12 protein-coding genes are annotated in these 13,686 nt (G+C 75.2%); 6 read left to right on the top strand and 6 right to left on the bottom strand.

All coding sequences use genetic code 11. The features are described 5' to 3' along the window. Positions 1–4 precede the first annotated feature (4 nt). The 3 genes from Nocox_RS23390 to Nocox_RS23380 are packed head-to-tail and all read right to left on the bottom strand — an operon-like array spanning position 5 to position 5,460. A complete protein-coding gene (locus Nocox_RS23390) occupies positions 5–3,166 on the bottom strand; it encodes an AfsR/SARP family transcriptional regulator (RefSeq protein WP_020540376.1) in 3,162 nt (1,053 codons plus the stop codon). A gap of 53 nt (positions 3,167–3,219) precedes the next feature. Continuing rightward, positions 3,220–4,551, bottom strand: a complete 1,332-nt coding sequence (locus tag Nocox_RS23385) for a serine hydrolase domain-containing protein (protein ID WP_026213763.1) — start codon at positions 4,549–4,551, stop codon at positions 3,220–3,222. A 27-nt stretch (positions 4,552–4,578) separates the two neighbouring features. Then, a complete protein-coding gene (locus Nocox_RS23380) occupies positions 4,579–5,460 on the bottom strand; it encodes an SCO6745 family protein (RefSeq protein WP_020540378.1) in 882 nt (293 codons plus the stop codon). A 33-nt stretch (positions 5,461–5,493) separates the two neighbouring features. Here Nocox_RS23380 and Nocox_RS23375 point away from each other — a divergent pair, with 33 nt between their 5' ends. From Nocox_RS23375 to Nocox_RS23365, 3 genes are all read left to right on the top strand, one after another. Then, positions 5,494–6,093 carry a CGNR zinc finger domain-containing protein gene (locus tag Nocox_RS23375; protein ID WP_246649510.1) on the top strand — a complete coding sequence of 200 codons (600 nt, stop codon included), beginning with the start codon at positions 5,494–5,496 and terminating at the stop codon, positions 6,091–6,093. A gap of 54 nt (positions 6,094–6,147) precedes the next feature. Further along, the gene (locus Nocox_RS23370; protein ID WP_020540380.1) at positions 6,148–6,408 is read left to right on the top strand and encodes a hypothetical protein; all 261 of its coding nucleotides are present in this window, start codon (positions 6,148–6,150) and stop codon (positions 6,406–6,408) included. A gap of 281 nt (positions 6,409–6,689) precedes the next feature. Further along, positions 6,690–7,076 (top strand): hypothetical protein, encoded by a 387-nt coding sequence (locus Nocox_RS23365; RefSeq protein WP_020540381.1) that lies wholly within the window; start codon positions 6,690–6,692, stop codon positions 7,074–7,076. Between the two features lie 72 nt (positions 7,077–7,148). Here Nocox_RS23365 and Nocox_RS23360 read toward each other — a convergent pair whose 3' ends face one another. Then, on the bottom strand, positions 7,149–8,993 hold the full coding sequence (locus Nocox_RS23360; RefSeq protein ID WP_020540382.1) for a rhamnogalacturonan lyase: 1,845 nt from the start codon (positions 8,991–8,993) through the stop codon (positions 7,149–7,151). A 133-nt stretch (positions 8,994–9,126) separates the two neighbouring features. Here Nocox_RS23360 and Nocox_RS23355 point away from each other — a divergent pair, with 133 nt between their 5' ends. The 3 genes from Nocox_RS23355 (at position 9,127) to Nocox_RS23345 (ending at position 12,146) form a co-directional block, all read left to right on the top strand. Next, the gene (locus Nocox_RS23355; RefSeq protein ID WP_020540383.1) at positions 9,127–9,984 is read left to right on the top strand and encodes a TIGR03619 family F420-dependent LLM class oxidoreductase; all 858 of its coding nucleotides are present in this window, start codon (positions 9,127–9,129) and stop codon (positions 9,982–9,984) included. Between the two features lie 103 nt (positions 9,985–10,087). Next, positions 10,088–10,531, top strand: coding sequence for an ATP-binding protein (locus tag Nocox_RS23350; protein WP_020540384.1), 444 nt, complete (start codon positions 10,088–10,090; stop codon positions 10,529–10,531). A 58-nt stretch (positions 10,532–10,589) separates the two neighbouring features. Next, the gene (locus Nocox_RS23345) at positions 10,590–12,146 is read left to right on the top strand and encodes an AMP-binding protein (protein ID WP_020540385.1); all 1,557 of its coding nucleotides are present in this window, start codon (positions 10,590–10,592) and stop codon (positions 12,144–12,146) included. Between the two features lie 49 nt (positions 12,147–12,195). Here the strand turns inward: Nocox_RS23345 and Nocox_RS23340 are convergent, their stop codons facing one another. Together Nocox_RS23340 and Nocox_RS23335 are read right to left on the bottom strand one after the other, a co-directional pair. Then, on the bottom strand, positions 12,196–13,179 hold the full coding sequence (locus tag Nocox_RS23340) for a helix-turn-helix transcriptional regulator (protein ID WP_020540386.1): 984 nt from the start codon (positions 13,177–13,179) through the stop codon (positions 12,196–12,198). Between the two features lie 193 nt (positions 13,180–13,372). Then, positions 13,373–13,684, bottom strand: coding sequence for a tetratricopeptide repeat protein (locus tag Nocox_RS23335; protein WP_026213765.1), 312 nt, complete (start codon positions 13,682–13,684; stop codon positions 13,373–13,375). Between the last annotated feature and the right edge of the window lie 2 nt (positions 13,685–13,686).

Below are 13,686 nucleotides of genomic sequence, written 5' to 3'. Positions count from 1 at the left end.
CGGTTCAGCCGCCGTCGCGTGCCTCCGCCGTCGCCGCGCCGACCAGCGCCACGGCCTCGGCGGGGGACAGGGCCAGGCCGCGGGCGTGCGCGGCGGCGTAGCCGGCCGCGCCCAGGCGGGCGCGCAGCAGGGAGACCAGGCGGGCCACGTCGGGCAGCGCCGCGTCCGGAGCGCCGCGGAGCCGTTCCGCCGCGCCGGCGAGGGCCGCCGCCCGCTCGGGCGCGCCCTGCGCGGCCCGCAGCGCGGCGACGGCGACCGCGGACCTCGCCAGCACCGGCATGTCCCGCACCGGCAACGTCAGCTCGACCGCCTCGGCCACGTGGCCGGCCGCCTCCTTCAGCGTCCCGCGCGCCACCGCCAGCTGGGCCTGCCCGACCAGGACCAGCGCCCGCAGCTGCGGCACGGCCGGGACGGACCGCTCCAGCAGCTCCGTGGCCCGCTCGTACGAACGCTCCGCGGCCTCGAACTCACCCTCCACGCGGGCCAGGTCGCCCAGCCCGAGATGCGCGAAGGCGAGATCGTGCTCCGTCGGCTCGCTCCCGTCCGGCTCCAGCATCGCGCGCAGCTCCGCGCGGGCCCGCTCGACGTCGCCCTGCCGGACGCGGATCTGCGCCCGCCAGCCCTGCTGGTGCCGCAGGCCCGCCTCCGGATCGAGCTCCCGCAGCAGCGTCATGGCCTCCGCCATGGCCGCCAGCGCCGCGTCGAACGCGCCGAACACCGCGTGCGTCTCCGCGAGCGAGGTCAGCGCCATCGACAGGCCCCACCGCTCGCCGGACACCCGCAGGTGCTCGCACCCCGACAGCAGGTCCTCCCGCGAGCCGGCCATGTCGCCGTCGTTCTCCTTCAGCGCGGCCCGCGCGACGTACAGCATGCCGCGCGTCCACGGGTCAGGATGGGACAGCCGCCGCCCGATCACCTCCATGCCGAGCGCCGAGTCGTCGGTGAACAGGGCCAGCGCCGGCTCCAGCATCGCCAGCACCGGATGCTCGGGCTCCGGATCCATCTCCCCGACGGCCAGGCGCAGCTCGCGCAGCGCCGGCTCCGCCCGGACGTTCCCGCCGGCCAGCGCGGCGTTGATCAGGCAGACGGCGGAGGCGACGAGGCGGGCCTGCCGCGGGGCGGGTCCGGGCAGCGCGAGCGCGCGTTCGATCCAGGCGGCGGAGTCCGCGCTGAAGCCCCGGATGACCCAGAACATGCCCATCGCCGCCGCCAGCCGCAGCGCCGTGTCGGCGTCGCCGGTGCCGGCCGCGTGGCGGAGCGCGGTCAGGATGTTGTCGTGGTCGGCCAGCAGCCGCCCGATCCAGGCGAGCTGGTCGGGGCCGCGCAGCCGCGGTTCCGCCCGTTCGGCCAGGTCGCGGTAGTGGGCGGCGTGGCGGGCGCGGGCCTCGGCCAGGCGGCCGGCGTCGGCCAGCCGCTCCAGCCCGTACTCCCTGATCGTCTCCAGCATGCGGTGGCGGCCGGGCCCGGCGGCCTGGACGAGGGACTTGTCGACCAGGGCGGCGAGCTGGTCGAGCGTGCCGCCCGCGCCTTCCACGGCGGCCAGGTCGAAGCCGCCCGCGAAGACGGCGAGCCGTTCGGCGAGGCCCCGCTCGCCGTCGTCGAGCAGGTCCCAGCTCCAGGCGACGACGGCCCGCAGCGTCCGGTGGCGGGGCAGCGCGGTACGGCTGCCGCCGGTCAGCAGCAGGAACCGGTCGCCGAGCCGGTCGGCGAGCTCGCGCGGCGTCAGGGCGCGCAGCCGGGCCGCGGCCAGCTCGATGGCGAGTGGCAGCCCGTCCAGCCTGCGGCAGATCTCGCCGGCGACGTCCGCGTCGAGGACGAGCGCGGGGTCGATGGCCGCGGCGCGGTCGGCGAGCAGCCGCACGGCTGGCTCGGGCGGCAGCGGCGGCACGGGGCTGAGGGTCTCGCCCAGGATGCTCAGCGGCTCGCGGCTGGTGGCCAGCACCCGGAGGCGGGGGCAGCGGCCGAGCAGCTCCTCCGCCAGGCGGGCGGCCGCGTCGGCCACGTGCTCGCAGTTGTCCAGCACCAGCAGGACGCGGCCCGGCGACAGCGCCTCGGCCAGGACCTCCACCGTGCCGGTCACGCCGGGATGGCGGCTCGCCTGGTCGCCGAGCACGGACAGCACGGCCCGCGGCACGTCGTCGGGGTCGGTGACGGCGGCCAGCTCCACCAGCCACGTCGCGGTGTGCTCGGCCAGCAGGGCGGCGGCGGCCGTGGTGGCCAGCCGGGTCTTGCCCGCGCCGCCGGGGCCGACCAGCGTGACCAGGCGGCCGGCGCGGAGCTGGTCGCGGACCCGCGCGAGCTCGGCGTCGCGGCCGACGAAACTGGTCAGCGGGGCGCGCAGGTTCGTCCGCCGGGGGCGGGGCGGCTCGGCCCGCAGCACCTCCAGATGGGCCTCGCGCAGCTCGGGCCCAGGGCCGGTGCCCAGCTCGGCGGCCAGGGCGCGGCGGCACTCCTCGTACGCGGCCAGGGCCTCCGCCCGCCGTCCGGCGGCATGCAGGGCCCGGACCCGGAGCGCGTGCAGCCGCTCCCGCAGCGGATGCCGGCCGGCCAGCTCACCCAGCTCCCCGGCCAGCTCCCCCAGGACCTCCGAGGCGAACCCGGCGGCGGAAAGGCCGGCGGCAGGCGGCTCAGAGGCGCGCAGGCCGGGGGCGGGGCGTCCGGGGGGCGGGCGGCCTGCCGTGGTGCCGTGCAGGGCCAGGCGCGCCTCCGCGCGGTCCTCGACGGCGGCCAGGCGCGCCTCCTCCAGCCGTACGGCGTGGCCGGCCGCGAACGGCAGCGCCGCCAGCTCGCCCAGAGCCGGCCCCCGCCACAGCGCCAGCGCCTCGGTCAGCAGCCGGTCCCGCACGGCCGGATCCGCCCGGCGGCGGGCCTCGGCGGCGAGCCGGTCGAACGCCTCTGCGTCGGTCCCGGCGTCCAGCCGGTAGCCGCCGGGCACCGACACCAGCGCCCCGGCCCGGGGCAGCGCCCGCCGCAGGCGGGAGACCAGCGACTGCAGCGCGTTGCCGGGGTCGGCGGGCGGGTCGTCCGGCCACAGGCACCCGGCCAGCTCCTCCGCCGTGACGGCCCGCCCGCCCGCCAGCGCCAGCCGGGCGAGGAGCAGGCGCAGCCGGGCGCCCCCGACGGCGGCCGACTCGACCTCGATCGGCCCCAGAATCCCCACGCGCACATGACCATGCTGCCACCGCCGCCGAGCGGCGACGCGGGGACGCCGGGGAGCGGTCAGGCGTGCCAGCCGGCGACGCCGCCGGGGACCGGCGCGCCCGGGTCGTACGGCTCCCGCGTGAAGACGAACGTGTTGAGGTCGAGGTGGTCAGGGGAGACGCGCAGCGTCTCACCCGCGTAGTAGCCGTCGAGCCCCAGCCACGTCCCGTCGTCCTGCGGCACGAACCGTGACGCGCGCCCGCCGCCGTTGAGCGGCTCCAGGGACAGGCCGCGCCCGGGCAGCAGCCGCAGCGCGTACGGCTTCGGCCCCCAGTGCCACAGCCCCGTCAGGGCCAGCAGGCCGGGGTCGGCGGCGACCGGACGCCACTCGTCGGGCAGCCGCGGCTCGTGCTCGTCGAGGATGTCGAGCAGGTCCGTGAGCAGCCTCCCGCTGAGCCCGGAGGTGGTGTTGGCCATGAACAGCACCCCCACGCCCTCGGCCGGCTCGGCCCACACGGTGGCGAGGAAGCCCGGCATCGAACCGGAGTGGCCCGACAGGCGGCGCCCGCCGGAGCGGGCGAGCTGCAGGCCGAGCCCGAACCCGGCGGTCCAGGCATCGCCGTCGTCGACGCCGATGGGCTCGCGCATCTCGGCCAGCGTGCCGGGGCACAGCACCCCGCCCGTGTCGCCGCCCAGGAACGCCGCCCACCGCGCGAGGTCGTGCGGCGTGGACCAGAGCTGCCCCGCCGGGCCCATCGCGTCGGCGTCGTGCTCGGGCTCCGGCAGCACCACGTCGGCCCAGGGGTGCACGGCGTAGCCGGTGGCGTGCGGGGCGCGGGGGCGCGGCGTGGTGCCGTCCATGCCGAGCGGGGTCAGCACCTCCTCGCGCACCGCGTCCCACCAGGTGCCGCCGCGCAGCCTCCCCACGAGCTCGCCGAGCAGCGCGAACCCGACGTTCGAGTAGTGGAAACGACGGCCGGGCCGGTGCTTGGCCTCACCCGGGCCGAGGCGCTTGAACAGGTCGTCCACCGGGATGCCGGGGGTGCGCTCCCACCAGGCGGTGGGCGGCTCGGCGGTCAGCCCGGAGGTGTGCGAGAGCAACTGGGCGATGGTGAAATGGCCGTGCGGCGCGTCCGGCAGGTGGGCGTCCAGACGGTCGTTGAGCTCCAGCGCGCCCTCGTCGCGCAGCCGCATCACCACCACCGCCACCATCGACTTGGTGATCGAGCCGAGCCGGTACTGCGTGGCGGCGGTAGGCGGCCCGTCGCCCACCCGGCCACGCCCCCCGAACCACGCCGTCCGCCCGTCGCGGACGATCGCCGCCGTCAGCGAAGGAACCCGGCATTCGGCCTGCTCGACGGCGAGCCGGCGCAGCAGGGCGCGGGCCGTCACCTGTCCAACCTGAGTCATGAGCGACAAGGGTAGCCGCCGGCCCTGTCAGTCGGGGGCCTTGACGGTGGCGATGCCGAGCGTGCTGGTCATCGGCAGCAGCCCCGCCTCGAAGACCGGGCCGAGGAGCGGCCCGCAGAGCTGGGCGAGCCGGTCGGCGCGCTCCTGCCCGAGCCGCCGCCACGGCCCGGCGGCCAGCTCGTCGGTCATCCGCTCGACCTGGTCGCGCAGCGCGCGCCCGCGTTCGGTGGCCTGGCCGCCGGCGTCCACCAGGCCGCGGGCGGCCAGCCGCTCGCGGGCCGCCGCCCACTCGGCCGCGCTCCAGCCGCGCCCGGCGAACGCCTCCACCGGCGCGGCCCCGATCGCCGCGAACGACACCAGCGCCTCGCATCCGTCCAGCTCCGCGGCCAGCAACGCCGCCAGGTGGCCGTCGCCGCGGTGCTCGCGCAGCACCGTCGCCGCCTGCCACAGCACCAGGTGCGGCGCGTCGGCCCACGGCAGGTCCAGGTTCGCGGCGGTGAGCGCCCGGCCTTCCGTGCCCGCGCCCTCGGCCGCCCGCCTGGCCAGCTCCGCGGCCTCCCGGAGCTCGGGCCCGGCGAGCAGGTCGCCGCCGAACAGGCTCCGGTACGTACGGTCGACCGCCGTCAGCCGCGCCTCCAGCACGCGCTCCGGTGCGGCGACCGCCCACACGGCGGGCACGTGCTTCGCCACCGTCGCCGGGCTGAAGCTGTAGCAGGCCGCCGTGGCGAGCCGCGCCCCTGCGCGGCCGAGCGGGGCGGTGCGGTAGGCGAAGTAGCCCGGCCAGCGTGACTCCACGTCGTAGCCGAGGGCGGCGGACTCCTCGGCCGCCTCGGGGGAGAAGTAGAGCACGGCGTGCAGCGGTTCGAGCTGGTGCCACATGCGGCGGGCCAGCCGCGCCATCTCATCCATGGCAATTCCTCACTGTCTAGATAAGCTATGCCAGTGACGATAGACGCATGGCGCATCACTGGTCAATCCCAAATAGACAGTTATGTCGGGCGATGGGCGGAGCTGGCCGTCCTCCTGGTGAACGAGCTGGCCGTGACCCGCGTGCGCGGACGCGAGGTCGAGCTCCCGGCCGATCCCGGGCCGGCCCTGGAGGGGGCGCTCGCCCGCGCCGGCTGGAGCCCGTCGCCCGGCGCGGCCGGACCCGTACGGCTGAGCGGCGAGGACGCGGCCCGCCTGGCCGAGGCCGCCGCCGAGCTGCGCCCGATCCTCGGCGGCGGCCCGGACGCGGTGGCCGCGCTCAACCGCGTCCTGATCCGGCACCGCGCGGTCCCCAGCCTCCACGGCGACCCGCCGGTCCTGGCCTTCCACGCCCCGGACGCCACCCTCGCCGACGCCTGGGCCGCGAACGCCGCCACGGCCCTCGCCATGGTCATCGGCGTGGGCCAGGGCGTCCGGCTGCGGAGCTGCGAGGCGGACGGCTGCGAGCTGGTCTTCTTCGACGTCACCAGGAACGCCTCCCGCCGCTTTTGCGGCCTGTCCTGCCAGAACCGCGCCAAGGCCACCGCGTACCGCGCCCGCCGCCGCAACCCCTAGCGTCCGTTTTGTGTGATTTGTCCGCTCTTTGCCCCTGCCCTGGCACGGTGAAGTATGGCCACATCGGGAGAGGACAGGTGGCTGAGCGCGCTGCGCGACCACGCCGCCCGGCTCGCGTTCCCCGACTGGACACCACAACCCGGGGACTGGGCGCACCTCTACACCGGCTTCGACGACGACGGCGCCCCCTACACCGAGGTGGCCGTCTACCGCTGCGTCCGGGACGGCGGCCATGAGCGCATCCGCCACACCCGTTACCGGAGCGGCGAGCTGACCGCCTTCTGGTCGAGGCTGGTCAACGAGATCACCGAATAGGCCGGGCGCCCGGCGCGCGCTCCCTGCCCTGTTACAGGTGAGATCTGCGGTTTTGATGGGTCCTTGGGGTTTGGAGGGATAAAAGAGAACATCCGCATGGGTACGTCTGTTTCCGTCTGAGCGCGCGCCGAAGTGCGAGTGCCGGATTTTCGGAAGACATCTCCACGAAACGGAAACGAGAGCACGTGAATATGAAGACTCGGCAATCGTGGGCGCCGCGCCGTGGGCGCTTCGCGGCGCTGGCTCTGACCGGCGCAGCCGCCAGCATCATGATTCTTCCCGTGGGCCTCGGGGTCGCCTGCGCGAGCGTCGTCGTCCCCACCGTCGAGGCCGGGGGAGCCCCGCCGCAGCCGGTGAAGCACGTGACGAAGACGCGCTACGTCCCGAGGGAGAAGCCGGTGCTGCGCGGGCCGCGCTGGCGTCCCCCGCGGATCGACGTCATCGTCGACAACGACAACTTCTCCCGTAACCACACCCCGCGGCCCAGGCACCACCACGAGGAGTTCAAGCACGACTTCAAGCACGAGGACATCAAGAAGGTCGATCCGGTCAAGGAAGACAAGCCGGAGCGCGAGTACGACGAGAACGACGAGTACGACCAGACCGGGTTCGACTTCGGCAGAGAAAACTGGTGGTGGCCCGGCAACAGGTTCAACAACGGGAACTGACCGTCACCGGGTGTGATCCGGCCGCCAGGACGCGAGGACTCGCGCCGGGCGGCCGGATCGGCGTGCGCGCCCTCAGCGGACGTAGATGTCCGGCCGGGGCGGCGTGGGCATGCGGTCGCCGAGGAAGAAGCCCGTGTGCGGCGGCTGGTTGTAGGCGGTGTTCTGCCAGGCGACCGAGACCCGGTAGAGCGGGTCGTGCATGAGCGTGTAGAGGCGGCGGTCCGTCGGGATCGTGGTGGAGTAGATCCGCAGGGCCCGGTTGTCGGAGGTGGGCCAGACGACCTCCTCTCGCCAGTCGCCGAACAGGTCCGCCGACAGCGACGGCGTGGCCTTGGTGCCGTTGTTGGAGTGGACGCCGGAGGCGGTCAGGAGACGGGTGTCGCCGTCGGTGCCGTACTTGTCGATGCGCGTCTGGTCGAGCAGCTCGCGCACGGGGTCGCCGTCCCACCAGACGAGGAAGTTGGCCGAGGACGGCTTGCGGCCGGCGTTGTTGCCGGTGACGCTGCGCAGGTTGCCGTCCGCGGCGGACCAGAACTCCGAGGCGACCCGGACGGTCGAGATGTCCCCGGCCACCCCCCGGCCGTTGTCGGAGCCGGAGGCCGTCTGCCAGAGGATCTGGCCGGTGCGCGGGTCGATGTAGAGCGAGCCGGGCTGGCTGGTGCTCTCGCTGACCTTGAAGTACTCCAGGCCGGCGCGGGCCGGGTCGAGGTCGCCGAGGTGCTGGGCGTCACCGTGACCGGTGCGGGTGGACCACATGCCGGTGCCGTTGTCGTTGACGGCCATGGCGCCGTAGACGATCTCGTCGCGGCCGTCGGCGTCCACGTCGCCGACGGACAGGCTGTGGCTGCCCTGGCCCGCGTACTGCGAGCCGGCCGAGTTGCTGTCGAACGTCCACCGCTTGGTGAGCGTGCCGTTGCGGAAGTCCCAGGCGGCGATGACGCTGCGGGTGTAGTAGCCGCGGGCCATGATCAGGCTGGGCCGCTCGCCGTCCAGGTACGCCGTCCCGGCGAGGAACCGGTCCACCCGGTTGCCGTAGCTGTCGCCCCAGGAGGAGACGGTGCCGCGCGGCGGGTCGTAGTTCACCGTGGACATGGCGGCGCCGGTCAGGCCGTTGAACATGGTCAGGTACTCGGGGCCGGACAGCACGTAGCCGCTGGAGTTGCGGTGGTCGGCGCCGGAGTTGCCGATGACGGCGCCGGCGCCGTCCCTGGTGCCGTCCGCGGTCTTCATGGCGACCTCGGCGCGGCCGTCGCCGTCGTAGTCGTAGACCTGGAACTGTGTGTAGTGCGCGCCGGCGCGGATGTTGCGGCCGAGGTCGACCCGCCACAGGCGGGCGCCGTTGAGGCGGTAGGCGTCCACGAACACGTTGCCGGTGTAGCCGGACTGGGAGTTGTCCTTGGCGTTGGACGGGTCCCACTTCAGGACGATCTCGTACTGGCCGTCGCCGTCCAGGTCGCCCACGCTCGCGTCGTTGGCGCTGTAGGTGTAGGAGACGCCGTCGGGGGTGGTGCCGCCGGACGGGGGCTGGATCGGCACGTCGAGGTACGCGCCGCCGGTGAAGCGCAGCGAGGCGGGGGAGGGGCCCTGCTCGGTTCCACCGGTCACGGCCCGGACGGTGTAGGAGGCGTCGGCGGCGGCGCCGTTGTCGAGGTAGCTGGTGGCGGCGGTCAGGCCGGAGACGATCCTGGTGGAGCCGCGGTAGAGGTTGAAGGAGACGCCGTCGGGGTCGGTGCCGAGCAGCCGCCAGGAGACGAGGTTGCCCGAGCCGGAGCGTACGCTGATCAGCCCGCGGTCCAGGTCCTCCATCTGCTTGGTCGGCGGGGCGGCCTGGGCGGGGCCGCCGGTCGTCGCGACGGCGCAGGTCGCCGCCGTCGCGAGCGCCGTCGCGAGGGCGAGGGTGGCCTTGCGTAACCGCATCACGGGATCCTTCCTGCAGAGGTAAGCGCTTTCCCGATCTCGGCGTATTAAAGCCCCCGCCCGGCCGGGCGGCAAGCGGGCGTGAAACTTTCGGCTTGCCATGACGCCGGTGTCAGGGTCCTAGCCTGCGACGGTGAAGTTCGGAACCAGCTACAACACCGCCCACTTCGGCCCCGACCCGGAGCACCTCGTGGCGTTCGCCCGCCAGGCCGAGGCGTGCGGGTTCGAGTCCCTGTGCGTGCCGGAGCACGTCGTCCTGTACCGGGGCGCGCGGATCGGGCCGTTCGAACTGCCGCCGTCGCTGCCGTACCTGGACCCGCTCGACTGCCTGGCCTTCGTCGCCGGCGCGACCCGGCGCATCCTGCTCGGCACCGCCGTGCTGCTGATCCCGTACCACCATCCGGTGATCCTCGCCAAGCGGCTGGCCACCGTGGACGTGCTGTCCGGCGGCCGGATGCGGCTGCTCACCGTGGGGATCGGCGCGCTGGCCGGCGAGGCGCGGGCGGCCGGGGTGGACTTCGCGACCCGGGGCCGGCGCGCCGACGAGGCCATCGACGTGCTGCGGCTGCTGTGGGCGGGCGGCGAGGACGGCGTCGGCCACCAGGGGGAGTTCCACGCCTTCGACGGCCTGTGCAGTTACCCCAAGCCCCTCGGCGGAGCCGGCCTGCCGGTGCACGTCGGCGGGTCGAGCCGGGCCGCCGCGCGCCGGGCCGGGCTGCGGGGCGACGGCTACTTCCCCGGCGGGCGGCTCGACGCGCGGGAGCGGGCCGGGCAGTGGGAACTGGCGAGGGCGACGGCGGCCGGGGCGGGACGGGACCCCGGCGCCCTGGAGTACACCCGCTGGGGAGCCGTCGACCTGACCGAGGACGACGTCGAGGCGCTGGCCGCGCAGGGCGTGACGCGGATCGTCGTCAGCCCTGGCGCCGCCGGCCCGGAGGAGCGGCTGGACGAACTGGCGGCGTTCGCGGCACGTTTCGGCCTGTCCTCCTGATCTACTTTGTAAAGGCCACACCTTGGTGTCCCTGCCGTCCGGCCGGCCTGGCTTGTGACCTTGGGCACTGTTCGAGGCGCGCCAAGTCGCCGACAGTGAGGACATGGACCTGCTGAAGGTGGACTTCGACGAGGGCTCGCTGGTACGCGCCCGCCGCGCGGTCCTGGCCTGCGCCCGCGGCCAGGGAGTGACCGGCGAGCGGCTGGGCGATCTGCTGTCGGCGGTCAACGAGTGCCTGGTCAACGCGATCGAGCACGGCGGCGGGCGGGGCCGGCTGCGCCTGTGGCGCGAGACCGGCCCCGGGGGCGGCAGACTGGTCTGCGAGGTCGCCGACGACGGGGACGGCATCCCGGTCGAGGTCCTGAAGCGCGAGTCGCTGCCGGCGGCCTCCGCCCCGGGCGGGCGCGGCATCTGGCTGACGCGCCGCCTGTCCGACGAGGTGGTCTTCCTCACCGGGCCCGCCGGCACCACCGTCCGCCTGGTGCTGGAGCTGGCCGCGCCGGTCAGGGCGGCCCGCGCCCCGGTGACGGGTTCCTGCACGGAGTGATGGGGTACACGTACGATCTCCGTCGATCCCCGTTCGAGCGAAAGGCGTCGGTGCGCGGATGTTCGCAAAGCTGGTGGAGCTGGGCGGTTTCGGGGTGGAGGCGGCGGTCACGCTGACCCGCAACGGGCTGCTGGGGCCGGTGCCGCCCGCCGCGCTCGCCCGCGTGGTGGAGGCGTACCGGCATTTCCACGTCACCCCGGCGGCCGGGGTGGCGATCGCGGCGGCGCGCTGGCCGGACCGCACGGCGGTGGTGGACGAGGCGGGCTCGCTGACGTTCGGCGAGCTGGACGCGCGGGCCGCCGGCCTCGCGGCCGAGCTGCGGCGGCGGTACGCGGTGGGGCCGGGGCGCACGGTCGCGGTCATGTGGCCCAACGACCGGGGCTTCCCGCTGGCGATCGCGGCGGTGTCGCGGCTCGGCGCGGACCTGCTGCTGCTCAACACCGGGCTCGCCGGGCCGCGGCTGCGCGAGCTGCTGACGCGGGAGGGCGTGGACGTGCTCATCGCCGCGCCGGACCTGCCGCCGGTCGACTTCGCCGGGCCGCGGGTGAGCGATCTCGACGCGCTCGCCGCCGCCGGCCTGGCCACCGGCTCCGCCGCCGAGCCGCCGCGCCGGCCGGGGCGGCTGGTGCTGCTGACGTCCGGCACCACCGGAACGCCCAAGGGCGCTCCGCGGCGCCTGTCGCTGGCCGAGCTGGCCGAGCCGTTCGTGTCGATGCTGAGCACGGTGCCGCTGCGCGGCGGCGAGCCGATGCTCATCGCGCCGCCGCTGTTCCACGGCCTCGGGCTGCTCTGGTACGGGGCCGCGCTGGTGCTGGGCTGCCCGGTCGTGCTGCTGCGCCGCTTCGACGCCGACGCCGTGCTGGACGCGCTGGCCGTCGAGCGGGCCGCGGCGCTGGTGGCCGTGCCCGTCATGCTGCGCCGGCTGCTGGACCGGCCGCCGCGCCGCCTGCCGGAGCTGCGGGTGGTGGTCTCGGGCGGCTCGGCGCTGCCGCCCGGCCTGGCCGCCGCGTTCATGGACGCGTACGGCGAGGTCGTCTACAACCTGTACGGCTCCACGGAGGCCGGCTGGGCGGCCCTGGCCACGCCCGCCGAGCTGCGCGCCGCGCCCGGCACCGTGGGCCGCCCGCCGCGGGGCGCGACCGTCCGCGTGGCGGGCCCGGACGGCGCGGAGCAGCCGCCCGGCGAGGTGGGCCGGGTGCTGGTGTCGGGCGGGCTGACGTTCACGGGCGCGGCCGACGGCCTGCTGCCGACCGGCGACCTCGGCCACCGGGGCCCGGACGGGCTGCTGTTCATCGACGGCCGCGACGACGACATGATCGTCTCCGGTGGCGAGAACGTCTTCCCGCAGGAGGTCGAGAACCTGCTGGCCGGACGGCCGGGCGTGGCCGACGTGGCGGTGCTGGGCGTGCCCGACGAGGAGTACGGGCAGCGGCTGGCCGCGTACGTGGTGCCCGACCCGGACGCGCCGCCGACGGCCGACGACCTGCGGAAGGCGGTCAAGACGGAGCTGGCGGCGTACAAGGTGCCGCGCGACGTGGTGTTCGTCGAGGCGCTGCCGCGCAACCAGACGGGCAAGGTCGACCGGACCAGGCTCCTGGAGCAGGTCACGGGCTGAGCGGCCGCGTGCCGGGCTGCCGCAGCGGCTCGTCTCAGCCGCTCGGAATCTACTTTGTAAAGGCGGCGGCTCTGGTGTAACGATCACCCAGACGCGCAAAAGCCTCCCTCAACGACGACGGGCCGACGACCTCGATGTCGGCGTCGAACCGGCCGAGAGCGGCGGCCAGGCCGTGCCACGACCAGGAGCCGAGGACGAGCCGGCAGCGGCCGGCGCCGAGTTCCTCGACGACGCCGTCGTGGAGGTAGGGGGCCACGTCGGCGGCGGGCTGGTGGAGGATGACCTCGCCCTGGCAGGGCCACTCGGCGGTGCCGCCGGCGGGGTCGGAGCCCCGGAAGCGGGCGGCGATGAAGGTGGCCACGTCGCCGGTGGGCGGTTCGCGGGGGGTGAAGCGGGGGCCGGTCGGGATCTTCGGGGTGATGCGGTCGGCGCGGAAGGTGCGCCAGTCGTGGCGGTCGAGGTCCCAGGCGAGGAGGTACCAGCGTCCGCGCCAGGTGAGGAGGTGGTGGGGCTCGGTCCGGCGGGGCGGGGCGTCGTCCTCGTGGCCGGAGGCGTAGTCGAAGCGGAGGATCTCGCGGGCGTGGACGGCCGCGCTGATGGCCATGAGGACGGCGCTGTCCGCTCGCGCGCGGGGCCGGGTGGCGGGGGGTTCGACGGCGGTGACGTGGAGGGCGTCGACGCGGTGGCGCAGGCGGGCGGGCATGACCTGGCGGACGGTGGCGAGGGCGCGGGCGGCGGCTTCGGCGATGTCGGCGCCGGTGGTGGCGGCCTGGTGGAGGGCGATGGCGAGGGCGACGGCCTGGTCGTCGTCGAAGAGGAGCGGGGGCAGGTCGGCGCCGGGGGCGAGGCGGTAGCCGCCGTCGGGTCCTTTGACGGCGGTGATGGGGTAGCCGAGTTCGCGCAGGCGGTCGACGTCGCGGCGGACGGTGCGGGGGCTGACGTCGAGGCGTTCGGCGAGCAGCGCTCCCGGCCAGTCGCGGCGGGTCTGGAGCAGGCTGAGCAGGGAGAGCAGGCGCGCGGACGTCTTCGGCATGGGGTTCATTGTGGGGGGAGTGGCGGTCACTTCCTGTCCGCTTCCCTTGGTCCGCCGGCGGCGGGAGCGGGAGCTGGCCGGGCTGCTGGGGGAGTTGCTGCTCATGTTGGAGGGGCGGCTCGGCGGCGTGCTCGGCTGAGGTCGGCGCGGACGGTGCCCGGACGCGGGCGGTGGCCCGCGTCCGGGCGGTGGTTCAGGCGGTGCCCGTCATGACGGCGTGCAGCCGCAGGTACGGCGCCGCCTCCTGGGGCCGGCTGCGCCGTTCGAGCGTCCGGCCGAGCAGCAGGTACGCGTACGCCTCGGCCGGGTCGCGCTCGATGACCTGCCGCAGCTCGGCCTCGGCCCGCCCGAGCTGGGCGGAGTGGTAGTAGGCGCGGGCCAGCAGCAGCCGGGCGGCGACGTCGCCGGGCGCTTCGGCGACGACGGCGGCGAGGTGGCGGGCGGCTTCGATGTAGTCCTTGAGCTGGAAGAACATGCGCCCGCGGGCGTAGGTGTCGGCGAGCATGG

The sequence above is a fragment of the Nonomuraea coxensis DSM 45129 genome, from assembly GCF_019397265.1.
Classification (GTDB): Bacteria; Actinomycetota; Actinomycetes; order Streptosporangiales; family Streptosporangiaceae; genus Nonomuraea; species Nonomuraea coxensis.
The sequence above is the reverse complement of the archived record's forward strand: the minus strand, read 5'-3'. Positions and strand labels throughout refer to the sequence as shown.

Coding starts and splice junctions, on each gene's coding strand:
- Nocox_RS23385 (WP_026213763.1), bottom strand. CDS start 4,551: ATGACTCAGGTTGGACAGGTGACGGCCCGCGCCCTGCTGCGCCGGCTC.
- Nocox_RS23380 (WP_020540378.1), bottom strand. CDS start 5,460: ATGGATGAGATGGCGCGGCTGGCCCGCCGCATGTGGCACCAGCTCGAA.
- Nocox_RS23370 (WP_020540380.1), top strand. CDS start 6,148: ATGGCCACATCGGGAGAGGACAGGTGGCTGAGCGCGCTGCGCGACCAC.
- Nocox_RS23360 (WP_020540382.1), bottom strand. CDS start 8,993: ATGCGGTTACGCAAGGCCACCCTCGCCCTCGCGACGGCGCTCGCGACG.
- Nocox_RS23350 (WP_020540384.1), top strand. CDS start 10,088: ATGGACCTGCTGAAGGTGGACTTCGACGAGGGCTCGCTGGTACGCGCC.
- Nocox_RS23345 (WP_020540385.1), top strand. CDS start 10,590: ATGTTCGCAAAGCTGGTGGAGCTGGGCGGTTTCGGGGTGGAGGCGGCG.
- Nocox_RS23340 (WP_020540386.1), bottom strand. CDS start 13,179: ATGCCGAAGACGTCCGCGCGCCTGCTCTCCCTGCTCAGCCTGCTCCAG.
- Nocox_RS23335 (WP_026213765.1), bottom strand. CDS start 13,684: ATGCTCGCCGACACCTACGCCCGCGGGCGCATGTTCTTCCAGCTCAAG.